General features: G+C 70.7%; 27 protein-coding genes. 17 read left to right on the top strand and 10 right to left on the bottom strand.

The features are described from left to right. Nucleotides 1–63: 63 nt before the first annotated feature. On the bottom strand, nt 64–858 hold the full coding sequence (locus tag IEY87_RS21220; RefSeq protein WP_189140466.1) for a phosphotransferase: 795 nt from the start codon (nt 856–858) through the stop codon (nt 64–66). 105 nt (nt 859–963) lie between these two features. Here IEY87_RS21220 and IEY87_RS21215 point away from each other — a divergent pair, with 105 nt between their 5' ends. Then, nucleotides 964–2,118, top strand: coding sequence for an RtcB family protein (locus tag IEY87_RS21215; protein ID WP_189140465.1), 1,155 nt, complete (start codon nt 964–966; stop codon nt 2,116–2,118). A 47-nt stretch (nt 2,119–2,165) separates the two neighbouring features. Beyond that, on the top strand, nt 2,166–2,621 hold the full coding sequence (aroQ, locus tag IEY87_RS21210; protein WP_189140464.1) for a type II 3-dehydroquinate dehydratase: 456 nt from the start codon (nt 2,166–2,168) through the stop codon (nt 2,619–2,621). On the opposite strand, the gene IEY87_RS21205 is transcribed toward aroQ, so the two are convergent. The 7 genes from IEY87_RS21205 to IEY87_RS21175 all read right to left on the bottom strand — a co-directional run bounded on the left by IEY87_RS21205 (nt 2,608) and on the right by IEY87_RS21175 (nt 8,730). After that, a complete protein-coding gene (locus IEY87_RS21205; protein WP_189140463.1) occupies nt 2,608–3,885 on the bottom strand; it encodes a ferric iron reductase in 1,278 nt (425 codons plus the stop codon). The genes aroQ and IEY87_RS21205 overlap by 14 nt on opposite strands. A 63-nt stretch (nt 3,886–3,948) precedes the next feature. Next, complete coding sequence (locus tag IEY87_RS21200; protein ID WP_189140733.1) at nt 3,949–5,166, bottom strand: type III PLP-dependent enzyme domain-containing protein; 1,218 nt, start codon at nt 5,164–5,166, stop codon at nt 3,949–3,951. A gap of 118 nt (nt 5,167–5,284) precedes the next feature. Further along, nucleotides 5,285–6,985, bottom strand: coding sequence for an endo-1,4-beta-xylanase (locus tag IEY87_RS21195; RefSeq protein ID WP_225277220.1), 1,701 nt, complete (start codon nt 6,983–6,985; stop codon nt 5,285–5,287). Nucleotides 6,986–7,250: 265 nt separating this feature from the next. Then, the gene (locus IEY87_RS21190) at nt 7,251–7,529 is read right to left on the bottom strand and encodes a hypothetical protein (protein ID WP_189140462.1); all 279 of its coding nucleotides are present in this window, start codon (nt 7,527–7,529) and stop codon (nt 7,251–7,253) included. Between the two features lie 101 nt (nt 7,530–7,630). Continuing rightward, on the bottom strand, nt 7,631–8,230 hold the full coding sequence (locus IEY87_RS21185) for a TIGR00645 family protein (RefSeq protein ID WP_225277219.1): 600 nt from the start codon (nt 8,228–8,230) through the stop codon (nt 7,631–7,633). An 18-nt stretch (nt 8,231–8,248) separates the two neighbouring features. After that, complete coding sequence (locus IEY87_RS21180; protein ID WP_189140460.1) at nt 8,249–8,395, bottom strand: hypothetical protein; 147 nt, start codon at nt 8,393–8,395, stop codon at nt 8,249–8,251. A gap of 128 nt (nt 8,396–8,523) precedes the next feature. Continuing rightward, a complete protein-coding gene (locus IEY87_RS21175) occupies nt 8,524–8,730 on the bottom strand; it encodes a hypothetical protein (RefSeq protein WP_189140459.1) in 207 nt (68 codons plus the stop codon). A 230-nt stretch (nt 8,731–8,960) separates the two neighbouring features. Between IEY87_RS21175 and IEY87_RS21170 the strand changes: the two genes are divergently transcribed. From IEY87_RS21170 to IEY87_RS21145, 6 genes are read left to right on the top strand one after another with little or no spacing between them, the layout of a single operon-like run. Then, nucleotides 8,961–10,052: an ABC transporter ATP-binding protein gene (locus IEY87_RS21170; RefSeq protein ID WP_225277218.1), complete on the top strand. Its 1,092-nt coding sequence runs from the start codon at nt 8,961–8,963 to the stop codon at nt 10,050–10,052. Further along, a complete protein-coding gene (locus tag IEY87_RS21165; RefSeq protein WP_189140457.1) occupies nt 10,045–11,139 on the top strand; it encodes an ABC transporter ATP-binding protein in 1,095 nt (364 codons plus the stop codon). Before IEY87_RS21170 ends, IEY87_RS21165 begins: the two co-directional genes overlap by 8 nt. Beyond that, nucleotides 11,136–12,128, top strand: a complete 993-nt coding sequence (locus tag IEY87_RS46710; RefSeq protein ID WP_189140456.1) for a carbohydrate ABC transporter permease — start codon at nt 11,136–11,138, stop codon at nt 12,126–12,128. The genes IEY87_RS21165 and IEY87_RS46710 overlap by 4 nt, the downstream gene beginning before the upstream one ends. Nucleotides 12,129–12,133: 5 nt before the next feature. Continuing rightward, a complete protein-coding gene (locus IEY87_RS21155; RefSeq protein WP_189140455.1) occupies nt 12,134–12,946 on the top strand; it encodes a carbohydrate ABC transporter permease in 813 nt (270 codons plus the stop codon). Nucleotides 12,947–12,948: 2 nt separating this feature from the next. Beyond that, nucleotides 12,949–13,233, top strand: coding sequence for a DUF2160 domain-containing protein (locus IEY87_RS21150; RefSeq protein ID WP_225277217.1), 285 nt, complete (start codon nt 12,949–12,951; stop codon nt 13,231–13,233). 14 nt (nt 13,234–13,247) lie between these two features. After that, entirely contained in the window at nt 13,248–15,023 is a 1,776-nt protein-coding gene (locus tag IEY87_RS21145) for an ABC transporter substrate-binding protein (protein ID WP_189140454.1), read from the top strand. Between the two features lie 8 nt (nt 15,024–15,031). Here the strand turns inward: IEY87_RS21145 and IEY87_RS21140 are convergent, their stop codons facing one another. Then, nucleotides 15,032–16,603 (bottom strand): MFS transporter, encoded by a 1,572-nt coding sequence (locus IEY87_RS21140; RefSeq protein ID WP_504822935.1) that lies wholly within the window; start codon nt 16,601–16,603, stop codon nt 15,032–15,034. 110 nt (nt 16,604–16,713) lie between these two features. On the opposite strand from IEY87_RS21140, the gene IEY87_RS21135 reads away from it, so the two are divergent. From IEY87_RS21135 to IEY87_RS21105, 7 genes are all read left to right on the top strand, one after another. Continuing rightward, nucleotides 16,714–17,289, top strand: coding sequence for a TetR family transcriptional regulator (locus tag IEY87_RS21135; protein WP_189140453.1), 576 nt, complete (start codon nt 16,714–16,716; stop codon nt 17,287–17,289). Nucleotides 17,290–17,522: 233 nt separating this feature from the next. Further along, the gene (locus IEY87_RS21130) at nt 17,523–18,356 is read left to right on the top strand and encodes an STAS domain-containing protein (RefSeq protein ID WP_225277216.1); all 834 of its coding nucleotides are present in this window, start codon (nt 17,523–17,525) and stop codon (nt 18,354–18,356) included. Then, nucleotides 18,356–18,721 (top strand): STAS domain-containing protein, encoded by a 366-nt coding sequence (locus IEY87_RS21125; protein ID WP_225277272.1) that lies wholly within the window; start codon nt 18,356–18,358, stop codon nt 18,719–18,721. Before IEY87_RS21130 ends, IEY87_RS21125 begins: the two co-directional genes overlap by 1 nt. Continuing rightward, nucleotides 18,718–19,119 (top strand): anti-sigma regulatory factor, encoded by a 402-nt coding sequence (locus tag IEY87_RS21120; RefSeq protein WP_189140450.1) that lies wholly within the window; start codon nt 18,718–18,720, stop codon nt 19,117–19,119. The genes IEY87_RS21125 and IEY87_RS21120 overlap by 4 nt, the downstream gene beginning before the upstream one ends. Then, nucleotides 19,120–20,121: an ATP-binding protein gene (locus IEY87_RS21115; protein WP_189140449.1), complete on the top strand. Its 1,002-nt coding sequence runs from the start codon at nt 19,120–19,122 to the stop codon at nt 20,119–20,121. It begins immediately after the preceding gene. Further along, complete coding sequence (locus IEY87_RS21110; protein ID WP_189140448.1) at nt 20,118–21,773, top strand: ATP-binding protein; 1,656 nt, start codon at nt 20,118–20,120, stop codon at nt 21,771–21,773. Before IEY87_RS21115 ends, IEY87_RS21110 begins: the two co-directional genes overlap by 4 nt. Beyond that, on the top strand, nt 21,766–23,346 hold the full coding sequence (locus IEY87_RS21105; protein WP_189140447.1) for a fused response regulator/phosphatase: 1,581 nt from the start codon (nt 21,766–21,768) through the stop codon (nt 23,344–23,346). The genes IEY87_RS21110 and IEY87_RS21105 overlap by 8 nt, the downstream gene beginning before the upstream one ends. 87 nt (nt 23,347–23,433) lie before the next feature. Here IEY87_RS21105 and IEY87_RS21100 read toward each other — a convergent pair whose 3' ends face one another. Further along, complete coding sequence (locus IEY87_RS21100) at nt 23,434–23,775, bottom strand: YciI family protein (RefSeq protein ID WP_189140729.1); 342 nt, start codon at nt 23,773–23,775, stop codon at nt 23,434–23,436. 175 nt (nt 23,776–23,950) lie between these two features. Between IEY87_RS21100 and rfaE2 the strand changes: the two genes are divergently transcribed. Together rfaE2 and IEY87_RS21090 are read left to right on the top strand one after the other, a co-directional pair. Continuing rightward, nucleotides 23,951–25,426 carry a D-glycero-beta-D-manno-heptose 1-phosphate adenylyltransferase gene (rfaE2, locus tag IEY87_RS21095; RefSeq protein ID WP_225277215.1) on the top strand — a complete coding sequence of 492 codons (1,476 nt, stop codon included), beginning with the start codon at nt 23,951–23,953 and terminating at the stop codon, nt 25,424–25,426. Nucleotides 25,427–25,473: 47 nt separating this feature from the next. Further along, nucleotides 25,474–26,529 carry a glycosyltransferase family 9 protein gene (locus IEY87_RS21090; RefSeq protein WP_189140446.1) on the top strand — a complete coding sequence of 352 codons (1,056 nt, stop codon included), beginning with the start codon at nt 25,474–25,476 and terminating at the stop codon, nt 26,527–26,529. Nucleotides 26,530–26,572: the final 43 nt, after the last annotated feature.

The following is a 26,572-nucleotide window of genomic DNA, read 5'->3' as shown; positions in this document are numbered from 1 at the left end:
AGACGGCCAGCCTATGTCTCCCAGCCCGCCTGTCCCAAAACGGGTATACACCGCAGATACTGCTCACTCGGGGCGCAGCTGCCGGGCGTGCGCGGCGACGTGCCGGGCGTCGCGAAGGTAGAGCTCATGGTGGCCGTCGGCGAGGTGGCCGGCGAAGGCGGCACTGCCCGCCGCCGCCCGCTCGCGCATGAACGCCACCAGCGCGTGCAACCGCTCGACGACCGCTTCCGGCAGCACCCGCCGATCCTGGGCGGCCAGGCCGTAGGCGTCGCACAGCAGCCGCAACCGCCGCGCCTGCTCGGCCACGGGCAACGCCGCCTCACCGTTGCCGTCGAGCTCCCCGCCACCGACGGCGGAGCTGAGCGGGACGAACCGGTAGGCGGCGTAGGCCACGTCCCACAGGCGCGGGGCCGGGTGCGCGGTGTCGAAGTCGATGAACGCGACCGGCAGTCCGTCGCGAAACACGCAGTTGTACGGCGCGACATCGCCATGACAGATCACCTCGGCGGGCTCCCGGGCGGGAAAATACCAGGTGGCGCCGTCGGCGGGCAGGAACCCGGCGGTGGCGTCGTGGTAGTCGCGCAGCAGCGTGGCCAGCCCGCGCAGGGCGGTGTCGTGCCACACGTATCCGGGCGCCGGGTAGTGCCCCACGACGCCGGGCACGAAGTCGAGGATCTCGCGGCCGCTCTCGTCCACGCCGTGCGCCCGCGGCGCGCCCGTGAAGCCCCGGGCGGCGAGATGGCCGAGGAGGCCGTGCACGGCGGGCGTCCACGGCCCCACCGGCCGCCGCACGGTGGCGCCGATCCGTACGACCTCGTTGACTCCCCCGCCGGTGAGAATCTCCTCCTGTCGCGTCACGGACCGATCGTACGAGGCGGGCGTAAAGCGCGCGACGGAGATAAATGAGTGGGCATTTACCCGGCGCGGCGGCAGACTTGGATCAAGGACGAACGAGGAGTTCCCATGCCGAACCAGCCCGCACCCAACCTGTTGTCGTGGGCCAGCGAGATCGACGAGCACGCGGTCATGCAGGCCGCGCGCACCGCCCGGATGCGGATCGTGTCCGGTCATGTCGCTCTCATGCCGGACGCGCACGTGGGCATCGGCGCGACCGTCGGCTCGGTGATCCCCACGGAGGGAGCGATCATTCCGGCCGCCGTCGGCGTCGACATCGGCTGTGGCATGGTCGCGACCGAGACCACGCTCACCGCCGCCGACCTGCCCGACACGCTGGAGGCGCTGATGCGGCTGGTGGAGCGCCGGATTCCGGCCGGTGTGGGCAAGGGGCACGAGGACCCGTCCGTCGATCGCGCGCTGGACGAGCTCGGCCGCCCGCACACCGCCCTGACCGGCAAGCAGGAGACGACGGTCGCCCGGCAGTTCGGCACCCTCGGCTCCGGCAACCATTTCGTCGAGGTCTGCCTGGACGAGCGGGAGCGGGTCTGGACGGTGCTGCACTCCGGCTCGCGCGGCATCGGCAACCAGCTCGCGACTCGGCACATCGTGGACGCCAAGAAGCTGATGAAGCGGCAGGCGATCGGTTTGGAGGACCCGGACCTGGCCTATCTGGTGCAGAGCACACCGGAGTTCGACGCCTACATCACCGACATGCTGTGGTCGCAGCACTACGCGATGGCCTCGCGCGCCCGCATGGACAAGGTGCTGATCAACGCCCTGTTCGGGGTGGTCGGCCACGGCGCGCGGGTCCGCACGATCAACTGTCACCACAATTTCACCCAAATAGAGACGCATAACGACAAGAAACTCTGGATCACCCGTAAGGGGGCGATCAAGGCCGACAGTGGCGACGAGGGCGTCATCCCCGGCTCGATGGGGACGCGCTCGTACATCGTCAGCGGCCGGGGCAACCCGCTGTCCTACAACTCGTGCGCGCACGGGGCGGGCCGCCGGATGTCGCGGAGCAGGGCCAAGCGGGAGCTGTCGGCGACGTCGCTGAAGGCGGCGATGCGGGGCCGTACCTGGAACGCCGACCGCGCCGGGGCGCTGGTGGACGAGCACCCGGAGGCCTACAAGCCGATCGACCGCGTGATGGAGGACCAGAAGGACCTGGTGACGGTTCAGCACACGCTGCGGCAGGTGTTCAATTACAAGGGCTGAGCCGGCGGTAAGGTCGTCGGCCGGTCCTGGCGAACGGAGCGAGCCGCGTGACATCCGTCTACGTGTTCAACGGCCCTAATCTCAACCTGCTCGGCACCCGCGAGCCGGAGGTCTACGGGACGACGACGCTGGCCGACGTGGAGACGATGTGCCGCGAGGAGTGTGAGGGAGCCGGTCTGGAGCTGGTCTTCGGGCAGTCCAACCACGAGGGGCAGCTCATCGACTGGATCCAGGAAGCCGGCGCCGAGGTGCAGGCGGGCCGGGCGATCGGGGCGGTGTTCAACCCGGGCGCCTTCACCCACACGTCGGTGGCGCTGCACGACGCGATCGAGGGCGTGCAGCTGCCGGTGGTGGAGGTGCACATCTCCAACGTGCACCGGCGCGAGCCGTTCCGGCACCGCTCCTACGTCTCGCCGGTGGCGCGCGGGATCGTGGTCGGCTTCGGCGTGTACGGCTATGTCCTCGCTCTTCGGGGGCTGCGGCACGCGATCACGGCGGGCTGACGCGCCAGGCGGGCCGCTCGCCGGTGTCGACCAGGTTCCAGCGGCCGTCCGTGTTCAGGCGGTCCTCGTAGTAGTAGGCGGTGGCGGGGAGCGCGACGGCCGCGCCGCCGTGGGCGGCGAACGCCTCGCGCGCGGCCTGCCTGAGCCGTTCCGGCGGCACGTCGAGCGTGTCCGCGGCGACCTGGGCGAGGCGTTCGAGCGCGTGGTGGCCCATGAAACTGTCGTAGGTGAGGCTGAAGACGCGCTCACGCGGCTGCCGGATGTCCCGCGAGATCACGTTGACCGGCGGCAGCTCCCGGTGCAGGCCCCGCTCCCGCCGCACGCGCGGGTCGACGTAGACGCCGCAGTCCCGGTAGAGGATCGCGGTACGGCGCGCGTCCGGGTCGAAGGCGAACAGGGTGTTCTGGCCGTGCAGTTCGAGCGCGCAGCCGGTCCGGGTGACGGCCCGCAGCCAGAGCCGGACCATGGGAGCGACCACGCGCCGCGCCAGCCAGAGCGCCGGGTCCTCGCCGCTGCGGGCGACGAGCTGCACCAGCAGCGTCGGGTCGCCGGGGCGCCGGATGTCACCGCCGTACAGCGCGAACAGCGGCACGGTGTGCTGCGGCGGGTCCGCCCCGAAACCGGGCTCCTCCGGCGGATCGCCGTCCGGACCGGTCACCGTGCCCGCGCGCGGCCGGGACTCGCGGATCAGGAAGCCCCATGCCTCCTCCGGCACGTCGCCGAGCACGCCGCCCGCCACCTCGGGCAGGACGGGCAGTCCGGCGGCCAGCAGCTCCTCGGCCGCCCAGAGCTGCAAGGAGATGATCGGCCGGCGCAGGCGGCGGGTGAAGCGGGACAGCCGCTTCGGGTAGTGCAGCTTGACGAAGTGCGGCTCGACGGGGTCGCCGTCGATGCGCTCGACGAAGACGGTGCGGGCGTTGGCGGAGGGCACCGCCACCAGGTCCGGCCCGCGCTCCCGCAGGGCGTCGCGGCCCGGCAGGCCGGGGAAGGCGAGCGTCTCGGGGTGGACGGGCAGCAGGAAGGTGTCACCGCCGCGGTAGAGCTTGGTGAGGGTGGACTCCACCCCGTTGCTCAGGAACGTCCCCTGCCCGGCCGTCACCCTGAACGTCGGCACCACGAACCGCTCGGAGCCGCGCTGCGGATGGTAGGACTCGGAGATCTCCAGGTCGCCGGAGAACCTGCTGTAGGCGCGGGTCCCCACGCCCAGGTAGCGCTCCGCGTACTGCCAGGACGGCAGCGGATCCGATGCGTCGTCGAGGATCATTCAGTGGATTCCATCCGAGTCACGTCGAAATCCGGTATTTACCCGCCGTCCGCCGCTCGACGCCTACGGGCCGTCCACGTAGTGGAAAGACGGCTTGGGATGCAGGAGGAAGTCGTGGTGGGACAGGTTCCAGGCGTAGGCGCCCGCCAGGCCGAACGCGACCAGGTCGCCCACCCGCAGGCCGGTGACCTCGGCGTCGCGGTGGAGCACGTCCCTGGGCGTGCAGAGCTGCCCGACGAGGGTGACCGTCCCGGTCAGGGCGGGGCCGGCGCTCGCCCGGTGGATGACGGTGAAGGGCTGGTCGTGCCCCCTGGCGACCGGGGTGCGCAGGTGGTGGGTGCCGCCGCGGAGCACGGCGTAGTGGCGGCCGTGGGTCCGCTTGACGTCCAGGACGTCGGTGACGTACCAGCCGTCGTAGGCGGTCAGCGACCGTCCCGGCTCGATCCGCAACCGCACCGGCCTGTCCCGTCCCGACCCCGGGCCCGACTCCAAACCCGACTCCAGGTCCGACTCCAGGTCCGACTCCAGTTCTGACCCCAGGCTCGACAGCGCTGCGCTGTAGGCCGGCCAGTCGAAGCGGGTGTGCGGCGCGCCGTAGTCGACGCCCATGCCGCCGCCGAGATCCAGCTCCGGCTCGGTCACCGCCGGCAGGTGCTCGCGCAGCCAGGGCAGCGCCCAGGCGGCGACCCGGCGGGCCAGCTCCGCCATCGCTGGGGCGTCGTGCCGGTCCCAGGTCAGGTGGGCGTGGATGCCGTGGAGGGTGATCCAGGGCGCGTCCCGCAGCAGCCGCACGCAGGTGGCCAGCCCGTCCGGGTCCATGCCGAACGGGCTGTCCGCCGCCTGCCGGATGTCCGCCCCGGGCAGGTCGGGGTTGGCGCGCAGCAGGATGTCCTGCCGGGCGCCGGTGGCGATCAGCCGGGCCAACTCGCCGGGGCTCTCCACATGGAGCCGGTGCACGCCCAGCTCCCGGGTCAGCGCGAGCTCGGCATCGGTCTTGCCCGGTCCGCTGAACGCCACCGGCGCGTCCGGCAGCAGCTCCCGTACGAGGGCCAGCTCGCCGCCTGAGGCCACCTCGAAGCCGTCCACGAAGGGCCACAGCGTCCGCAGGATCTCGGCGGCGGGATTGGCCTTGACCGCGTAGAACACCTGCGCGCTCCCGGCCATCGCCGCCTGAACGGCTCCGGCGTGCGCGCGCAACCCCGGCAGGTCGTAGACGTACGCGGGCAGGTCACCCCCCGCCGCCACCTGAACCGCCCGCACCCGTACCGACTCCGCCACCATCACGCCCCCGCAAGATCGACCATCCCGTACGAAACGGTACGGACTCCATCCCGTACGGGAAAGGCGACGAGCTATCTGAAACCGACTGCCGCTCCTCCCTCGGCCCGCGCGGAGCCTGTCAGGGTGAGGCGCAGGTGTAGGTGGACGGGGTCTGGGTGTTGCCGCTGGGGCGGCTCACCTGGAAGCCGAAGCTGGTGGTGGCGCCTGCGGCGAGAGTGGCGTTGTGGTTGACGCTCCTGGCGGTGACCGTCTGCCCGCTGGTGGTGAGGGTGGCGTTCCAGGAGCCGGTCAGGGAGTGGCCGGTGGGCAGGGTGAAGGTGACGGTCCAGCCGTTGAGGGTGGCGGTTCCGGTGTTGGCGACGGTCACGGGCTGTACGACGTAGCCGTTGTTCCACTGGGTCTGCACGGTGCCGGTGGCGGTGCAGGGGCCGCCGGGCTGGCCGCCGCCGGAGGTGGTGGTGAAGGTGGCGGTGGCCGACGGGGTGGACAGGTTGCCGGCGCCGTCACGGGCTCGCACGTAGACCTGATACTGGGTGGCCGGGCTCAGCCCGGTCAGCGTGATGGAGTTGGTTGCGCTCTGGCCGAGTTGCTGGTCGGTGCTGCCCTGCTCGCGGTAGACGGTGTAGCCCGCCAGCCCGCTGCCGCCGGAGTCGGTGGCGGCCGTCCAGGTCAGCGTGGCGGAGCTGCCGGTGACGTTGGCGGCCGCAGGGGTGCCCGGCGTGGTGGGCGCGGTGGTGTCGCCTCCCCCGCCGCCGGCGGCCAGCGCGTCGTGCACGGCGGTATAGGCGGGTTTCTGCTGGTAGTTCTCGTTGTAGATCAGTGCGGCGCCCTCGCCGCTGAAGGTGTCGGGCACCCAGGAGTACTTGTCGGTGAAGCCCCAGATGGTGACGCCGGCGCAGGCGGTGACCGCCAGGCAGGCGTTGACGACGTTGCGGTAGTAGGTGGCCTGGGTGGCGTCCTTGGCGGAGTCCCTGGGCATCTGCATGCGGACGTCCACCTCGGTGATCCACACCTGGACGCCGAGGTCGGCGAAGCGCTGCAGGTTCTGCTGGAGGTCGCTGGGGAAGCCGTACTGGATGGCCAAGTGGCTCTGGAAGCCGACGCAGTCGACCGGCACGTTCTGCTGCCTGAGTGACCGGACCAGGTTGTACATGGCGGTGCTCTTGGCGTTGATGCCTTCGACGTTGTAGTCGTTGATGCACAGCCGCGCGTCGGGGTCGGCGGCGCGGGCGGCGCGGAAGGCGTCGGCGATGAAGCTCTGCCCGAGCGTGTTGTACCAGAACGAGCCGCGCATGCCGCCGTTGTCGTCGAAGACCTCGTTCACCACGTCCCAGGAGACCACGGTCGGATTGTCGGCGTAGCGGCCGACGACCTGGCCGATGTGGTTCTGCATGGCGGTGCGCATGGCGCCGGCGCCGAGGCCCTGCACCCAGCCGGGGGTCTGGTTGTGCCAGACGAGCGTGTGCCCGTGCACCTGCTGGCCGTTCTGGGCGGCGAAGTCGACGATGGCGTCGGCGCCGGAGAACGTGAACTGCCCCTGGTTGGGCTCGGTGGATTCCCACTTCATCGCGTTCTCGGCGGTGACCTGGCTGAACTCGGTGGCCGCGATGTTGCGGTACGAGGTCTCGCTGGACAGCGGGCCGGTGGCCAGCGCGGTGCCGATGAACTTGCCGCGACTCGCGGCGTGCTGGCGCAGGGGCGCCGAGGCGTCGGCGGGGGTGACCGGCACCAGGAACACCACGAGCAGCCCGAGCAGGGCGGCCGCGGCGAGGGTCCTGCTGATGCGGACCCCGGATCTGACGAGCGATGACGAAAGCACGAGCACCTACCTCCAGAAGCGTGCCAGGACTCGAACCCGAAAGTTTCGACCCCTTGGGGATGCATGCCGGACGGTATTGACATGCTCTGGAGCGGTCAATGCCGGAGGCGGTCGGGCAGCGTCAGGGCAGGCGGGGGAGGTGAAATTATCATTTTTCTCGTGAAACTTTCAAACTCGTGAGAGAATGCCGCGTGCCCGCCTCGCTGGGGGAGCAGGGGCGGGCACGGTCCCGGAGTCCCGGCCTTCCGGGAGCATGGGGTGGCGGTCAGGCGTCGTCGTCGGACACCCGCGAGGCGTCCTGGCAGACGCTGGAGCCACCTTTGGTGAGCACCGGCAGCAGCGCGCCGCAGGTGCTCACCGGCGCGGAGACGGGCTCGACGATCTCATCGTTGAAGATGATCACATCGCCGACGACCGAGGGCCGGGCCGCAGGCGCGGCCGGCTCAGCCGGTTCGGCCGGCTCCGCCGCCTCGGCGGCGGGTACGGGCGCGGCGGCTTCGGCGGCAGGTGCGGGCTGAGCCGCCTCAGCGGCGGGCGGAGGCACGACTCCTACGGCCGAGGGCGGCGCAACCCCTGTAACCGTGGCTGGAGGCGGGGGCGTCGTTGCTTCGGCGGTGGGAGAGGTCAGGGTGAGAAGGCCGGCGATCATGCCACCGACACCCGCGATGGCGCGTTTGCCGGTCCGCCCGCCTGCTGCCCGAAGCGCCCGGGACGCCCGCCCAACATGATCCTGTCGATGATCGCGAGCGCCACCGCCGAAAGGATGAAGGTCAGGTGGATAAGCGTTTTCCATAGGAGTTCCCTGTCGGTCACGGCCGGTCGCGCCGCGTTGATGAAGATCTGGAGAAGGTGGATGGAGGAGATCCCGATGATCGCCATGGCGAGCTTGACCTTGAGCACGTTGGCGTTGACATGCGACAGCCACTGGGGCTGGTCCGGATGCCCCTCGATACGCAGCCGCGAGACGAACGTCTCGTAGCCGCCGACGATCACCATGATCAGCAGGTTGCTGATCATCACCACGTCCACGAGACCGAGGACGATCAGCATGACGGTGGTCTCAGCGGGCTTGCCGCCGAATCCGAGCTGGACGAGGTGGATCAACTCCGCCATGAACCGCCATACGTAGACCACCTGGGCGACGATGAGCCCGAGATAGAGAGGAGCCTGGATCCAGCGGCTCAGGAACATGATGTAGCCGAGGCGCCGCAGCGGGCTGCGATACCCGTTCGGCGGACCAGTCACGGACTGTAGCTGGTGCATCTACGAGGTGAACACGTTCACATGCTGGATGACGGTATCCATGCCGAATATCGCCTTCTCCCCGGTCAGCTCGGCCAGCACGGGCGGTAGCGTGCCCACGGCGACCGTGGCCGCGGCGGCGATGGCGGCAAGGGCTCGGATGCTCAATGCGACTCCTTCGGTTGCTGTTCGGATGCCCCCGTCAGGATCCAGGGGAGCCTGAGGCCCGGGGCGGCGCGACGGCGACCGACCGCGCCGCGCCGCGCCACCCCTCGGCCGGCCGGCAGGCCGGCAGGTCAGGGCGCCAGGCAGGTGGTGCCGGGGATCTCGGCGGGCAGACCGGGCGCGGACGGGTCGACCATCGAGCCCACGTCAGCGGCGCTACTGGTCAGGCAGCCGATCACCGTGATGGGGTCGACGACGGCGTGGGCGGCGGGGGCGACGGCCATGAGCAGCCCACCGGCCACCAGCGTGGCCACGGCGAGGCGGCGCGTGCGGTGCATGAGACCTCCAGGATCGAGTGTCAACGTTGGATACCCAGCGTAATCCTTTAGTCACTCTGAGTAAATATTGAGCCCATGCCTTAACCCAGAGTTCCCCTACTGTTCCCCTGCGCCACACCAGAGGGGCGCGCTTCAAGACCTTTGCACTCTTATTTGAATCATGTTAGATGGATGAGCAAAGGTGCCTATCGTCGCGGTATCCGACACGCCTCCGGGAAGGACCGGGCACAGTGACGCTGATCATCGATGGCGTCTCCGTACGGCAGCGCGGGGAGATCTGGCTCGACGACATCCGTCTCGAGTTACCGAGTGGGATGACGACGCTTCTCGGCCCGATGGGGGCGGGGAAGACGACCTTGATGCGGGTCGCCGCGGGGCTGTCGCCCCCCGACCGCGGGCGGGTGCTGGTCGACGGGCGCGACGTCACCTCCGTCTCCGTACGCAAGCGCTCGGTCGCCTTCGTCTACCAGCAGTTCATCAACTATCCCTCGCTGACGGTCTACGACAACATCGCCTCCCCGCTGCGCCTGGACGCCTCCTTCCCCAGAAGTGACCTGGATCGGCGGGTACGCGAGGTGGCCGAGCTCATGGGCATCGGCGACCTGCTCGAACGCAGGCCCGCCGAGTTGTCGGGAGGCCAGCAGCAGCGCACCGCCATCGCGCGGGCGCTGGCCCGGCAGGTGGACGTGCTGCTGCTGGACGAGCCGCTGGCCAACCTCGACTTCAAGCTGCGCGAGCAGCTCAGGGCCGACCTGAAGAGCATGTTCGCCGAGGCCCCCGGCGTGGTGCTGTATTCGACGGCCGACCCGAACGAGGCGCTGTCGTTCGCGGCGCCCACGGTGGTGCTGGGCGAGGGACGGGTGCTGCACACCGGTGACGTGGCGGACATGTACGCCGAGCCGCCCACGCTGGCGGTCGCGGCGACGCTCAGCGATCCGCCGCTGAACCTGCTGCCCGGCGTGGTCCGCGAGGGCAGGATCGACTGCCTCGGCGCCTCCTTCCCGGCGCCGGGAGCGCACGGGGACGGCCGGGGCGTGGTCCTGGCGGTCCGCCCGCACCAGGTGAGCATCGAGCGTGGCGGGCCGGACCTGCTGGAGTTCCCCGCCGAGATCCGGCTCGCGGAGGTGACCGGGAGTTCGACGTACCTGCATCTGATGCCGGCCGGTGGCCGGCACCTGGTCGCGCACCTGGAGGGGGCGCGGCTGTTCGACCCCGGCGAGCCGGCGACCGCGTACGTGGATCCGGCGCACCTGTTCGTCTTCGACGAGGTCGGCGGCCGGCTGCCGGCCACCTCCGCGGCCGGGGCCGACCTGCATGGCTGACATCCGGCTGGAGGGCGTGGGCCACAGCTACGACGGCGGCCGGACGTGGGCGCTGCGGCCGATGACGTGGACGTGGCGTGACGGCCGGGCGTACGCGCTGCTCGGCCCGAGCGGGTGCGGGAAGAGCACGCTGCTCAACATCATCTCCGGCCTGCTCTCCCCCACGGTGGGGCGGATCTGGTTCGGCGACCGCGAGGTGACCGGCGTGCCGACCGCGGGGCGCGACATCGCGCAGGTCTTCCAGTTTCCGGTGCTGTACGAGGAGATGTCCGTCTACGACAATCTGGCGTTCCCGCTGCGCAACCGCCGCCGTCCCAAGGCGGAGGTGGACCGGCGGGTGCGCGAGGTGTCGCGGCTGCTGGGCTTGGAGGAGCACCTGCGGCGCCGGTCGCGGCGGCTGGACCCGGGCCGGCAGCAGCTCGTCAGCCTGGGCCGCGGCCTGGTGCGCGCGGACGTGGCGGCGGTGCTGCTGGACGAGCCGCTCACCGTCGTCGACCCGGCCATGAAGTGGACGCTGCGCAGCGAGCTCAAGCAGATCCACCGCGACACCGGGCACACGCTCATCTACGTCACCCACGACCAGACCGAGGCGCTGACCTTCGCCGAGGAGGTGGTGGTGCTGAACGACGGGGCGATCGTACAGGCGGGCGAGCCGAGCGAGCTGTTCCTGTCGCCCGCGCACGAGTTCGTCGGCCACTTCATCGGCTCGCCCGGCATGAACGTGCTCCCGGCCGAGCTGCTGGACGGTGTGGTGCGGGTCGGCGACGCCACGCTCGGGCGGGCGTCCGTCGAGCTGCCCTCGGGTCCGGTACGGGTCGGGGTACGGCCGGAGTTCGTCCGGATCGGCCCCGCCGGCGCCGCGTCGGGGCCGGTGGCGCGGGTGACGGGCGTGGACCGGATGGGCGCCTACAACCTGGTGCACGCCGAGGTGAACGGGCATCCGGTGATCGCCAGGACCGACGCCGCGACCACGTTCGACGCCGGAGCCACGCGGGTCCTGCGCTTCGCCGAGGGCCGCGCGTTCCTGTTCAGGGACGCGGTCCGGTGCGGCGCGCTGGAGCCGCTGGACGGGAGGGCCGGGGCATGAGCGAGCGGACGGCGGCCCCTGCCGGCCAGGCGGACGGTCGGACGGACGACCAGGCGGATCGGCGGGCGGATCGGCGGGCTGAACGGCGGGCTGAACGGCAGGCGGAAGAGGGCGAGCGGCGGGCCGACCCCCGGCGCAGGAACAACCGGGCCTGGCTGCTGGTGCTGCCGGTCGTCGTGTCGGTCGCCTTCACGGCCGTGATCCCGCTGATGACCGTGGTGAACTTCTCCGTGCAGGACATCTTCAGCCCCGGCGACCGGCTCTTCGTCGGCCTGGAGTGGTTCCGGTCGGTCTCGCGGGACCCGGAGGTGCGGGCCGCGTTCGTGCGCACGCTGCTGTTCTCGGCGCAGGTGCTGCTGCTGGAGATCCCCCTGGGCGTGCTGCTCGCGGTGTCGATGCCGCGCCGGGGCGTGTGGGTGTCGGTAACGCTGGTGCTGGTCGCGCTGCCGCTGCTGATCCCGTGGAACGTGGTAGGCACCATCTGGCAGATCTTCGCCCGCCCCGACATCGGGCTCGGCGGCTGGGCCGTCAACAACGTGCTGGGCCTGGAGTTCAACTACACCCTGGACGCCACCGACGCCTGGATCACCGTGCTGGCCATGGACGTGTGGCACTGGACGCCGCTGGTGGCGCTGCTGGCCTACGCGGGGCTGCGCTCGATCCCGGACCCGTACTTCCAGGCGGCGCAGATCGACGGCGCCTCGGCCTGGGCCACCTTCCGCCACATCCAGCTCCCCCGGCTGCGGGGGGTGCTGACGATCGCGATCCTGCTGCGTTTCATGGACAGCTTCATGATCTACACCGAGCCGTTCGTGGTGACGGGCGGCGGGCCGGGCAACGCCACCTCCTTCCTCAGCATCCTGCTGTCGAAGATCGCCGTCGGGCAGTTCGACCTGGGGCCGGCCGGGGCGTTCTCGCTGCTGTACTTCCTGGCCGTACAGATCGTCTGCTACGTCTTCTTCACCGTGCTGACCAGGACCGGGAGGTGAGCGCCATGGGCGACAGGCGGTTGCCCTGGAAGCGGACCGTGCTCTGGCTCTACGGCATCACGCTGCTGCTGCCGCTGCTGTGGATGTTCGGCATGTCCATCCGCCCCAACCAGGACATCCTCGGCAGCTTCTCGCTCATCCCGCAGCGGGTCACCTTCGACAACTACGTCACGTTCTTCACGAACTCGGTGTGGTACTCGAGCTACCTGAACTCGATCATCTACACGTCGATGAACGCGGTCATGTCGCTGGTGGTGGCGCTGCCCGCCGCCTACGCCTTCTCCCGGTTCAGGTTCGCCGGGGACAAGCACCTGTTCTTCTGGCTGCTGACGAACCGGATGGCGCCGCCCGCGGTGTTCCTGCTGCCGTTCTTCCAGATCTATCAGGCGGTCGGCCTGTTCGACACGCATCTGGGGGTGGCCATCGCGCACATGCTGTTCAACGTGCCGCTGGCGGTGTGGATCCTCGAAGGGTTCATGTCGGGCATCCCCCGCGAGATCGACGAGACCGCGGCGATCGACGGATACTCGCTGCCGCGGTTCTTCGTCACGATCTTCCTGCCGATGATCCGCTCCGCGATCGGCGTCACGCTGTTCTTCTGCTTCATGTTCAGCTGGGTCGAGCTGCTCATCGCGCGGACCATCACCTCGGTCGACGCCAAGCCCATCGCCGCCACCATGACGCGCACGGTCAGCGCGGCGGGCGTGGACTGGGGGCTGCTGGCGGCGGCCGGGGTCCTGACGATCGTCCCCGGCGCGATCGTGATCTGGTTCGTCCGCAACTACATCGCCAAGGGCTTCAGCCTGGGGAGGGTCTAGCCATGCTTCCTGGGCTGGAGTGGATGGTGTGGACCGGGCCCACGGCGGCCGTCTTCATCGGGCTCGGGCTGCTGCTGTGCGGGATGGCGGTCTGGGCGAAGATCTCTCCGCCGGTGGCGCGGCGGGGGTTCCTGCGCATCGAGACCGATCGGGGGGACCGGCTGTACATCGGCCTCATCAGCGCGGCCGTCGTACTCGCCGGATGGATCGCGGTCACCGACCTGTCCATGTGGCTGGCGCTGGCCTGCGCGTTCTTGGTGGCGCTGACGATCGGGTTGTGGGGCTGACGAAGGAGGCGGCTATGCCGTTCGACAGGAAGATCCCCTACAGGAGTACGGCCTGCGCGGCGGTGCTCGTCCTGCTGGCCGCGGCCTGCTCGCAGGGCGGCGGCGGTGGCGGCGGCGACTTCCGGGAGGCCGACGCCAAGGCGGCCGCCCAGCGCTGGGTGTCCACCGAGTTCACCCCGAGCACGCTGTCCAAACAGCAGCAGCTGGCCGAGATGGACTGGTTCATGAAGGCGGCCGCCCCGTACCGGGGCATGGAGATCAACGTGGTGTCGGAGACGATCACCACGCACGAGTACGAGTCCAAGCAGCTCGCCAAGGCGTTCACCGAGATCACCGGGATCAGGCTCAAGCACGACCTGATCCAGGAGGGCGACGTGATCGAGAAGCTGCAGACGCAGATCCAGGGCGACCAGAACATCTACGACGCCTACGTCAACGACTCCGACCTCATCGGCACGCACGCGCGCGGCGACTATGTGGTGCCGCTGTCGGACTACATCGCCGGGGAGGGCAAGGCGGTCACCTCGCCCACACTGGACCTGGCCGACTTCATCGGCATCAGCTTCACCACCGGCCCGGACAAGAAGATCTACCAGCTGCCCGACCAGCAGTTCGCCAACCTCTACTGGTTCCGCTACGACTGGTTCACCGATCCGGACGTCAAGAAGCAGTTCAAGGACGCCTACGGGTACGAGCTCGGCGTGCCGGTCAACTGGGCGGCCTACGAGGACATCGCCGACTTCTTCACCACCAAGGTCAACGGCAACGGCACGATGGACGGCAAGAAGGTCTACGGCCACATGGACTACGGCCGTAAGGACCCGTCGCTGGGCTGGCGCTTCACCGACTCGTGGCTGTCGATGGCGGGCAACGGCGACCCGGGCCTGCCCAACGGCCTGCCGGTGGACGACTGGGGCATCAGGGTGGAGAACTGCCGCCCGGTCGGCTCGTCGGTGACGCGCGGCGGCGACACCAACGGCCCGGCCTCGGTGTACGCGCTGACCAAGTACGTGGACTGGCTGAAGAGGTTCGCGCCGAAGGAGGCGGCCGGGATGAACTTCAGCGAGTCCGGCCCGGTGCCCGCCCAGGGCAACATCGCCCAGCAGATCTTCTGGTACACCTCGTTCACCGCCGATATGACCGCGCAGGGGCTGCCGGTCGTCAACGGCGACGGCACGCCCAAGTGGCGCATCGCGCCGAGCCCGCACGGCGCGTACTGGAAGGACGGCAACAAGCTCGGCTACCAGGACGCCGGCTCGTGGACGCTGCTGAAGAACACGCCGAAGGAGCGGCGGGCCGCGGCCTGGCTGTACGCGCAGTTCGTCACGTCGAAAACGGTGTCGCTGAAGAAGTCGATCGCCGGCCTGACGTTCATCCGCGACTCCGACATCAAGAGCGACTACTTCGAGCAGAACGCCGACAAGTACGGCGGGCTGATCGAGTTCTACCGGGGCCCCGCTCGCGAGCAGTGGACGCCGACCGGGACGAACGTGCCGGACTACCCCAGGCTGGCGCAGCTGTGGTGGCAGAACGTGGCCACCGCCGTCACCGGCGAGACCACCCCGCAGCAGTCCATGGACAATCTGGCCAAGCAGCAGGACGACATCCTGTCCCGGCTGGAGCGGCGGGGGTACGGCGGCGCCTGCGCGCCCAAGCTGAACCCGGAGCGGGACGTCCAGTACTGGCTGGACCAGCCGGGCGCCCCGGCTCCCAAGCTCGCCGACGAGCGGGGCAAGCCGGAGACGCTCGACTATGACCGGCTCATCGCCCAGTGGAAGAAGGCCGGCTGAGCCGCCTGTCAGGCCGAGCGCACCGGCTCGCCGTCGGCGGCCGGTGCGGCCGGCTCCAGGTCGAGGGTGTCGCGCAGCTGGATGGGCGGCAGAAGCAGCGCCGCGATGACGCCCACCGCGGCGATGCCGGCCGAGACGAGGAAGATGTGCCCGGTGGCGTCGCCGTAGGCGACCTGGACGATCGCCTTGATCGGCGCGGGAAGTGCCTGGATGTCGAGGCTGTTCCCGCCGGAGCCGCTGACCGGGATGCCGGCCTTGGTCAGGCCCTGCGCGATGCCGGTGGCGACGTGGCTGGCCAGGATCGCGCCGAGGACGGAGACGCCGATGGTGCCGCCCAGCGAGCGGAAGAAGGTGACCGCGCCGCTGGCGGCGCCGAGCTCGTGCAGCGGAACGGTGTTCTGGATGGCCAGGACGAGGTTCTGCATGGACATGCCGACCCCGGTGCCGACCATCAGCATGCCGGCGCCGATGACGAGCAGCGACGTGTCGTGGTCCATCGTGCTCATCACCAAGAATCCGGCGGTGAGCACGAGTGAGCCGGTGACGATGTACGGCTTGACCCTGCCGCTGCGGGAGATCATGCGGCCGCTGATCGTCGAGGAGAGCAGCACGCCGGCCATCATCGGGATGGTGAGCAGGCCCGCCTCGGTCGGGGTGTAGCCGCGGCCGATCTGGAAGTACTGGCCGAGGAAGACGGCGCCGCCGAACATCGCCATGCCGACCGCGAGGCTGGCCACGATCGCCAGCGCGGGCGTGCGGCGGCTGATCACCTTCAGCGGCACGACCGGCTGGGGAACCCGCGCCTCGACCAGGGTGGCCAGCACCAGGATGACGACGCCGCCACCGGCCATGACCGCCGTCTGCCAGGAGAGCCAGTCGAAGGAGTTGCCCACGAAGGTGACCCAGATGAGCAGCACGCTGACACCGGCGGCGATCATGGTCGCGCCCAGGTAGTCGATCTTCACGTCGGTCCGGCGCACGGTCGTGACGTTCAGCGTCCGGTGCAGCAGCACGAAGGCGGCCATGGTGAACGGCACCGCGACGAAGAAGCACCAGCGCCAGCCGAGCCAGGAGGTGTCGGCGATGAGCCCGCCGAGCAGCGGGCCGCCGACAGTGGCCACGGCCATGACGCCACCGAGGTAGCCGTTGTAGCGGCCGCGCTCCTTCGGGCTGATCATCGCGGCGATCACCACCTGCACGAGCACCTGCAAGGCGCCCATGCCGAGCCCCTGGATCGCGCGAAAGGCGATCAGCTGCTCGGTGTTCTGCGCGAACCCGCAGGCCAGCGAGCTCACCATGAAGATCCCGATGGAGATCTGAAGCAGCAGTTTCTTGCTGAACAGGTCGGCGAGCCGGCCCCAGATCGGGGTGGCGGCCGTGGCGGCCAGCAGTGAGGCGGTGACCACCCAGGTGTACTGGGACTGACTGCCGTGCAGCGCACCGATGATCTGCGGCAGCGCCACGGAGACGACGGTGCTGCTGATCATCGCGACGAACAGGACGAGGAGCAGGCCGCTGAGCGCTTTGAGAATCTGCTTGTGGGTCATCGGCTCGGCGGCCAAGCCGGCGGGTGCGCTCACGCGCGTCCTCCAATAAAGGAAAGTTTCATTACAAGAGGGACACTTTACATGCCCGATCGGCAACTTTGCGCATTGGGCATATATTCCCAAGCGGTAGAGTTGTCCGCACTATGGACAGCACGCTGGGACTACGCGAGCGCAAGAAGGCCGAGACGCGGCAGAGCGTCCACGAGGCGGCCGTGCGCCTGGTGGAGGAGTACGGCTTCGACGCCGTCACGGTCGAGGCCATCGCCGACGCCGCCAACATCTCCCGGCGCACCTTCTCCAACTACTTCGCCGGCAAGGAGGACGCGGTCCTGTGGGGCGAGGAGCAGCGCTTCCACACGCTGGTGGCCGAGGTCCGCGCCCAGCCGCCGACCGTTTCCGGCTGGCAGGCGCTGCGCACCGCCGTCCATATCCTCTGCGAGCGCGTGGGCCCGCCCGGCGAGTGGGCCTCGCGCACCCGCCTGGCCAAACGGCACCCCGCACTGCTGGCCAGGCAGCTCGCCAACCATGCGGCGCTCGAACGCGAGCTGGCCCAGGCCATCTCCGAGCACCCCAGCCCGATCCGGCCACGGGTGATGGCGGCGGCCTGCCTGAGCGCGCTGCGCGTCGCCGCGAACGTGTGGGTCGAGGAGCAGCAGGCCCGCCCGCTGGTGGAGGTCTGCGACGAGATCTTCGAGGAGATGGGGCGCTCGTTCGGCTGAGCGGTGCGCGGCGAATCCGCAGATGACGTCCGTATCGGGAGTTATTCGCCGCGTCGGGGGAATCCTTCTACCGACGGCTTCAGGGCCCGGCAGACGAGCGTGCGCTGTCGGCGTGTGCATGGGGCGTGGTCGCTCCGACATAAAGTGGGCGAAATGCCACATCCGCACCTGGGCTCAGCGCAGGCGCGAATACCATGCCCGTCAGTACCGTCCCCTTCATCCAGGAGCCACCCTTGACTGTCCAGGCCGATGCAGCGAGGCGACGCATCGAAGAGCTGCTACGCGCTGAGGAGGAGCTGATCCTGCCTCGATGGCACGCGATCGCCAAGGCGCCCGCCGACGAGCTCCGGGAGATCTACCTGGCGCTGCTCTCCGGGTTCCAGGAGGGCGAGGACCTGACGGAGGTCCGGGGAGCGCTCGCCGAGCTGTCCCGCAGCCGCGCCCGGCAGGGCCACACGCCCTCCGACACCGCCCGGGCGGTGTTCGGTCTCAAGGAGGCCGTCTACGAGACCGTCGAGCGCGACGGGACGGCCGAGGCGCTGCTCGGCTTCACCTGGTTCTCCCGGCTGATCGACGATCTGGGCCTGTTCACGTTCGAGAGCTACGCCAGCGCCCGCGAGAAGATCATCCTGGACCAGGCCGAGCAGCTCCTGGAGCTGTCCACGCCGGTCGTCAAGCTGTGGGACGGCATCGTGGCGGTGCCCCTGGTCGGCACGCTGGACTCCGCCAGGACCCAGGTCGTGATGGAGAAGCTGCTGCAGACGCTGGTCGACAACGGCGCCGAGCACGCGGTGATCGACATCACCGGAGTCCCCGCGGTGGACACCCAGGTGGCACAGCACCTGCTGAAGACCGTGTTCGCGGCCCGGTTGATGGGCGCCGAGTGCGTCATCTCCGGCATCCGCCCGCAGATCGCGCACACCATCGTCACTCTCGGCATCGAGTTCGGCGACATCGTGACCAAGGCCTCCCTGGCCGACGCGCTGGCCTACATGCTGCGGCGACGCGGCATCGAGATCAGCCAGGCGGAGCGACCCCGCATCGCGGTGCGGACGGAACATCGATGATGGAGCGCATCCCCATCCTCAAGCTCGGCGACACGCTGATCGTCTCCATCCAGGGCGACCTGGAGGACCAGGGCGTGCTCGCGCTGCAGGAAGACCTGGCCGACAAGGTCGTCATGACCGGCGCGCGGGGCGTCATCATCGACATCTCCGCCGTCGAGATCGTCGACTCCTACATCGGCAGGATGCTCGCCACCATCGCTGACATACTGCGGATGCTCGACGCCGACACCGTGGTCGTCGGCATGCGCCCGGCCGTGGCGATCACCCTCGTCGAGCTCGGCCTGTCGCTGGGCGGGGTGCGCACCGCGCTCGATCTGGAGAAGGGCGTAGCGCTGCTGGACCACGTCAGGAGCACGCCACGATGACCGGCGACGGACCGCTGCCCATCGTCAGCAACGCCGACATCGTCGCGGTCCGGCAGCAGGTGCGGACCGCGGCCGTGGAGTCAGGGTTCTCCCTCATCGACCAGACCAAGGTGGTGACCGCGGCGAGTGAGCTGGCCCGCAACGCGCTGGTCTACGCCGGAGGCGGCCAGGTGCGCATCGAAGTCGTCGAGAACGCCCGGCGACGGGGCCTGCGGCTCGAGTTTCATGACGAGGGACCGGGTATTCCCGATGTGGAGCAGGCCCTCACCGACGGCTGGACCACCGGCTCCGGCCTCGGGCTCGGACTGAGCGGGTCGCGGCGGCTGGTCGACGAGTTCGACCTCGACTCCGTACCGGGGAAGGGCACGACGGTGACCGTGACGAAGTGGGCCAGGTAGGTGGACCAGGTCAGGCAGACCCGACCGGACATATGGGTGCGGGCCGAGGAGTCCAGCGCGGTCGGCGCCGTGCGCAGAACGGCCACCCACCTGGCCGAGAGCGTGGGCATCGGCCCCGAACGCATCGGGCAGATCGCGGTGGCGGTCACCGAGGCCGTCTCCAACCTCGTCAAGCACGCCGTCCAGGGCATGGCCCTGGTCCGGCCCTGCCCCGGCGCCCCGGCAGTGGTCGAGCTGATCACCCTCGACCGCGGGCCGGGGATGCCCGACGTCGCGCGCGCGCTGCGCGACGGCTACTCCACCTCCGGGACGCTGGGCATCGGGCTGGGCGCGATCGCCCGATTCGCCTCCCGCTACGACGTCCACTCGGTTCCCGGCGCGGGAACGGCGCTGGCCATGCAGTTCGCCGACGGTGACCTGCCCGCGCTGCCGCCCGCCAGCGGCCTGACCCGCCCCATCGGCGAAGAGGTGGAGTCGGGCGACTCCTTCGCCATCGCCACCGGCGACGAGGCCACCACCGTGATGCTGTGCGACGGGCTGGGCCACGGGTCGCTCGCCGCGCGCGCCTCCCAGGAGGCGGTGCGGCTGTTCCTGGCAGGGCCGGACGACGACCCCGCGACGATTTTGCGCCGGCTGCATCACGGGCTGGGCCACACCCGGGGCGGCGCGGCGGCGGTGGCCCGCGTCACCTCGGACTCCGTGGCCTACACCGGCATCGGCAACATCTCCGGCTGGATCGTCCACGACGGGCAGCGCCAGGGCATGATCTCGGCGCACGGCATCGCCGGGCACCAGGGGCGGCGGCCCCGGCAGTACGTCTACGAGCTGGACGAGCACGCGACCGTGGTGCTGCACTCCGACGGCCTGACCGACCGCTGGAGCCCGGCCGGCATGCCGGGCCTGTTCGCCCGCTCCCCCGCCGTCGTCGCCGCCACCCTGCTGCGCGAGGCGGGCAGCCGCCGCGACGACGCGGGCGTGGTGATCGTGAGGCCCCGGTCATGACCGCGATCGAGCTGGCCCGCATGCGCCTTGGCCGGGAGCAGGACGTCTTCGCGCTGCGCCGGCTCGGCCGGGCCGCCGCCGAGCTGAGCGGGCTGGAGGCGCAGGACCAGATCCGGGTCGCCACCGCGCTCAGCGAGATCGGCAGGGAGGTGGCCGCCGGTGGCGCGGAGGTCGTCTTCACGCTGGACGGCGGCGAGCTGCGCATCACCATCGAGCACACCGCCACGACCGACCCTGCCGGCTGGGAGGCGCTGGCGCTGGCGAGCCGCCTGGTGGATTCGGTCACCGCGGACACCGAGCGCGGGCACATCACGATCACCAAGCGGCTGACCGCCCTTCCCGCCGCCCCGTCGCCCCGGCACATCCGCGAACGACTGGCCCAGCTGACGCCGACCACCGCCGTCGACGAGCTGCGCGAGCAGAACAAGGAGCTGGCCGAGACCCTCGACGAGGTGCGGCAGCTCAACGCGGAGCTCCAGGAGACCAACCTGGGGGTCATGGCCCTGTACAACCAGCTCTCCAGCGAGCTGGAGGAGACCAACAGGGGCGTGGTCGCGCTGTACGCCGAGCTGGACGAGAAGTCCAGCCGGCTCCGCGAGGCGGCCGAGACCCGCAACCGGTTCTGGACCACGGTCAGCCACGAGCTGCGTACTCCGCTCAACTCCATCATCGGCCTGGTCAGGCTCCTGGTCGGGCCGGGCGGCGACCCGCTGACGGAGGAGCAGACGCACCAGGTGGGACTCATCGGCGGCTCGGCCGAGACGCTGCTCTCCATGGTCAGTGAGCTCCTGGACATGGCCAAGGCCGACTCGGGACGCCTGCGGCCCGAACCGGCGACCGTGGACCTGGACAGGCTCGTGCACCAGCTCCACCTGACGATGCAGGCCACCAGCGACGTCGCCTTGCGCACCGAGGTCGCCGGCGAGGTCACCGAGGTCTACACCGACGAGGTGATGCTCACCCGCGTCCTGCGCAACCTGCTGTCGAACGCGCTGAAGTTCACCCGGCAGGGCGAGGTACGGCTGAGCGCAAGCCTGGACGAACCGGCCGGGCAGGTGGTCATCACCGTCGCCGACACCGGCATCGGCATCCCCCCGGAGTACCTCGGCCAGGTGTTCGAGGAGTTCGTCCAGGTCCCGGTCCCCGCGCAGGCCGCGAGCAAGGGGACGGGCATCGGGCTGACGTACGCGGCCAAGCTCACCGAGATGCTGGACGGCTCGCTGGAGCTGGACAGCACCTTCGGGGAGGGCACGACCGCGACCGTGCGGCTGCCGTACTACGGAGGACCTCCCCGGATCGAGCGGGTGCTGATCGCCGACGACGACGAGGACTTCCGCGCCACGGCCCGTAGGATGCTGTACGGCTTCGCCGCGCAGGTGGACGAGGCCGCTGACGGGGTCGAGGCATTGGCAGCGATGAGGGACAGACGCCCGGACGTCATCGTGCTCGACATGCTCATGCCGCGCCTCGACGGTAACGCGCTGCTGCAGCGCATGGCGGAAGACGAGGAGCTGAGGAAGGTGGCGGTGGTGGTGGTGACGGTGGCGCCGGGCAAGGCCGCGGCGGAGCATCCCGTGCTGTCCAAGCTCGACCTGAGCCGCGAGCAGCTGCTCCGGTCCGTGCTCGAGGCGACCGGAGCCGACCGTGCCTGAGTCGTCGGCCTGTGTCCTGGTCGTGGACGACACCCCCACCAAGCGCTACGTCCTGTCGAGCTGGCTGCGGCGGGCGGGCCATCGGGTGATCGAGGCGGCCGGCGGCGAAGAGGCCCTGGCCGTGCTACGGGAGCAGCGCCCCGACCTGGTGATCCTGGACGTCCTCCTGCCCGGCCTCAACGGCTTCGAGGTGTGCGAGCGGATCAAGGCCAATCCGGCGACGGCCTCCATCCCGGTCATCCAGGTGTCGGGCAACGCCATCACCGTGGCCGATCGCACCGAAGGGCTGGAGCGCGGCGCCGACGCCTACCTCGCGGAGCCGATCGAGCCGAGCGAGTTCGCCGCCACGGTGGAGGCGACGCTGCGTTACTCGCGGGCGCGCCGGCGGGCGGAGGTGATGGCCGGACGGCTGGCCATGCTGGCCGAGGTGACCTTGCGGATCAACCGGGCCGACTCCTTCGAGCGGTTGCTGAGCGTGGCCGTCCAGGGCACGGTGGACATCATGGGCCGCCGCTCCGGCGCGCTGGCGGTGCCGCCCGACGGCCGGTTGCGCAACTACCGCGCCCGCCCCGGCGAGGCCCCCATCAGCAAGAGCGCCGCTCCCAACCTGCTGGACCGGCTGTGCGGGCTCGTCCTGGGCGACGCCGCCGGAGCCGAGGTGCTCACCGTCGAGGCCGGCGACTGGGTCACGCTGATGCCCGACGTGGAGCTCAGCCGGCCGGTCACCGGCGTGCTGTGCCGGACCAAGAAGGGCAGGCCGCCGGTCTTCCTGGGGCTGGAGGCCGCCCCGGCGCTGGACGCCGACGAGCTCAACCTGCTGCTGCAGCTCGCCCAGGAGCTGGCCCTCGCGGTGGACGCGCTGCGCGCCTACACCGAGGAGCACACCATCTCGCTGACCCTGCAGCGCAGCCTGCTGCCCTCGCGGGTGCCGGACGTGCCCGGCCTGCAGATGGGCCTGCGCTACCAGCCCGCGGTGGACAACATCGAGGTCGGCGGCGACTTCTACGAAGTGCTCATGATCGACGACCGGGTGCTCGTGGCGATCGGCGATGTCATGGGCCATTCGCTGCACGCGGCGACCATCATGGCCGAGCTGCGCCACGCACTGCGCGCCTCGGTGATCGACCAGGTGGACCTGGCGGCCTCGATGGACCTGCTGAACAAGATCCTGCGCCGCTACCACCCCGGCATGACGGCCACCGTGTGCATGCTGCTGCTGAACCCGGCGACGGGCGAGATCGAGCTGGCCAACGCCGGGCACATCCCGCCGCTGCTGGCCGGGCCGCAGGGGCACTACCACGGCCTGGGCAACCTGCTGCTCGGCGTGGCCGCCGAGGACTACAAGGTGGAGCACCTGGTGCTGCCGCCGGGGGGCACGCTCATGCTGTTCACCGACGGGCTGGTGGAGGACCGCCACATCCTGCTGGACGACAGTTTGGAACGGGCCAGGCAGCTGGCGGAGACGGTCGAGGACGACCTGGAGGCGTTCTGCGACCGGATCCTGGCCGCTTTCGGCTCACGGGAGGACGACGTGGCCTTCGTCGTGCTCCGCCGGGACGCGGCGCAGACCTGACGGGCGGCGCAGACCTGACGGGCGGTGCCGACCGGCACGGTCGTCGGCGGCCGCGACCGTGTCGCTCAGCGAGGTCAGCCGGGTCGCTCAGTCGGTCGGGGCGGTCTGGAAGCCGAACAGGGGGCGGACCTCCACGCCGCCGCTCACGACCGGGGTGAGCTCGGCGAGTTTCACGGCATGGTCGTGGTTGCGGGCTTCGAGCACGAAGACGCCGGCCACCGCCTCCTTCGTCTCCACGAACGGGCCGTCGGTCACCAGGCCGCCGCGCACGGTCGTCGCCGTCTCGGGCTGTTCCAGCGCCAGTTCGGCGACGACCCGGCCGCCGAGCTCGGCGATGCGGGCGGGGAGCCGCTCGTGCGCGTGCTGGACCTCCGGCGGAAGCTCGGCAGGCGGCACGGCCTCGTAGATGAGCACCGCGTACTGGTTCATCACGCCACCTCCTCGACAGGGCGAAGCCCCTCCGCCACCCGTCCTGCCCAGGCGGGGAAACGCCTCACCCGATGAATCCGACATAAGACCATAAAGATGCATATTTTCGGACTGTTGGCGGGCTATCTTGGCGACGCATTGTTTGAGAGTCGTCTCTCCAGGTAGTCGCCCGGCTATGGAACGCGACATCATGGACGACGACCACACGGACCGCGACGTCGACGCCGTGGTCGTGGGTGACGTGATGCTCGACTCCTGGCTGCGCGGGCCGGTCAAGCGGATCGCGCAGGAGGCTCCCGTACCGGTGGTCAGCGTCGAGGCCACCGAGGAGGCGCCCGGCGGCGCCGGCAACACGGCCGCCAACCTGGTCGCGCTCGGCGCCCGCGTCCGGCTCATCGGCGCGGTGGGGGACGACGCCTGTGCCGACCGGCTCGGCCGGGCGCTCGCCCTGCTCGGCGTCGATGCCCGTACGGTGACCGTGCCGGGCCGCCGTACCCCCCACAAGCGGCGGCTCATGGTCGGCGAGCAGCTCGTCGCCCGCTATGACGAGGAGGACCGCGAGCCGATCACCGGCGCGGCGCAGGCACGGCTCCTCGCCGAGCTCGAGCGGGCGCTTCCGGGCGCCGACGTGGTGATCGCCTGCGACTACGGCGGCGGAGTCTGTACGCCCGCCGTCCGGGAGGCGCTGGCCGGGGTGCCCCTGCTGGTCGTGGACGCGCACGCGATCACCCCCTGGCGGGCGTGCGGGCCCGCCGTCGTGCTGCCGAACTACGGAGAGGTGCTGGAGCTCCTGCGTGAGGACGGCGACGTGGCCGACCGGGTGAGCTTTCTCACCCAGCGCTCGGCGCGGCTGCTGGCCGAGTCCGGCGCCGGCATGGTGGTGACGACCCTCGACGGCGAGGGAACGCTGCTGCACCGGCCGGGACACCCGCCGTACCGCACCTATGCCGAGCCCGCGCCCGACCACATGGCGACGGGGGCGGGCGACACCTACACGGCCGCCTTCGCGCTGTGGCTGGCGGGCGGCGCCACGCCCGAGCACGCCGCGCGGGCGGCGCAGGCCGCCGCCGGCGTGGTGGTGCGGCGGCCGGGCACCGCCACCTGCACCCGGCAGGAGCTGCTCCGGGAGCTGCGGCGGACCGGCGGGCGCGCGGACGGCCCGGTGCAGGCCGCCGACCGGCTGGCGCACCGACTGGACGGGCACCGGCGGCGCGGGCAGCGGATCGTGTTCACCAACGGCTGCTTCGACGTGCTGCACCGGGGGCACGTGAGCTACCTGGAGGAGGCCTCGCGGCTCGGGGACGTGCTGGTCGTGGCGGTCAACAGCGACGCGAGCACGGCGCGGCTGAAGGGCCCGGGACGGCCGATCAACTCCTGCGAGGACCGCATGTCCGTGCTGGCCGCGCTCACCTTCGTCGACTACGTGACCGGCTTCGACGAGGACACGCCCGAGCGGCTGCTGCGCATGGTCCGGCCCGACCTGTACGTCAAGGGCGGCGACTACACCCCGGACATGCTGCCGGAGGCCCCGCTGGTCAGGGCCATGGGGGGCGAGGTCATGGTGCTGGAGTACGTCTCCGACCGGTCCACGACGGCCATCATCGAACGCGTGCGCTCCCTGCCCGCACCGGACTCGGCGGGACCCCGGTGACCGGCGCTGGCCACCGTCCGCGGATCGATCGCGGCGGGTGAGCGGCGGTGGACCGGACCGCGCGGCTGGACGGGATCGAGCGGATCGCGGTGCTGCGCGCCAACGCCCTGGGCGACTTCCTGCTGGCGCTGCCGGCCCTGGAGGCGCTCAAGGCCGCCTATCCGGGCGCCTCGATGACGCTGCTCGGGACGGCGTGGCACGCCGCGTTCCTGGACGGGCGTCCCGGGCCGGTGGACGAGGTGGTGGTGCTGCCGCCGATCACCGGGGTGTCCACCATGGAGGCCGGTCATCGGGCGCCGGCCGAGCTGTTCGAGCGGCTGCGGGAGCGCCGGTTCGGGCTGGCGGTGCAGATTCACGGCGGCGGGCGGTATTCCAACCCGTTCGTCCGAGGGCTGGGGGCCCGGACGACCGCGGGCCTGCGCACCCCGGACGCGGAGCCGCTCGACCGGTGGGTGCCGTACGTGCCGTACCAGCATGAGACGTTGCGTTTCCTGGAGGTGGCGGCGCTGGTCGGCGGGGTCGCGGGCCGGCTCGAACCGTGGGTGGCCCGCACCGGGGCCGACGCCGCCGAGGTGGCGGCGGCGCTCGGTGAGCCGCCGGCCGGGCTGGTGGCGCTGCATCCCGGCGCCATGGATCCGCGGCGGCGCTGGCCCGCGGAGTTCTTCGCGGCGGTCGGTGACCGGCTCGACCGGCCGATCGTGGTGACCGGCAGCGAGGCGGAGCGTGAGCTGGTGGAGCGGGTCACCGAGGCGATGCGGCGCCCGGCCGTGCCGCTCGCGGGCGCGCTCGGCGTCGGCGGGCTGGCCGCGCTGTACGCGCGGTGCGATCTGCTGGTCGCCAACGACACCGGGCCCCGGCACCTGGCCGCGGCCGTCGGCACGGCGACGGTGGGGATCTACTGGTGCGGCAACCTGATCAACGCCGGGCCGCTCACCAGGTCCCGGCACCGGCCGCTGGTCTCCTGGACGGCGGCGTGCCCGGTGTGCGGCGCCGGCGGGCTCGACCCCGCGGCGGAGCGCTGCGCGCACGACCCGTCGTGGGTGGCGGACATCCCGGTCGACGCGGTCGTCGAGCAGGCCCGGGAGCTGCTGCGGGGAGCGTGACAGCACGAAGGCCCGCACCTTCGAGAAGGTGCGGGCCCCAGGT

The sequence above is a fragment of the Nonomuraea glycinis genome (assembly GCF_014646515.1).
In the GTDB taxonomy this organism is placed as follows: Bacteria; Actinomycetota; Actinomycetes; order Streptosporangiales; family Streptosporangiaceae; genus Nonomuraea; species Nonomuraea glycinis.
The sequence above is the reverse complement of the archived record's forward strand: the minus strand, read 5'-3'. Positions and strand labels throughout refer to the sequence as shown.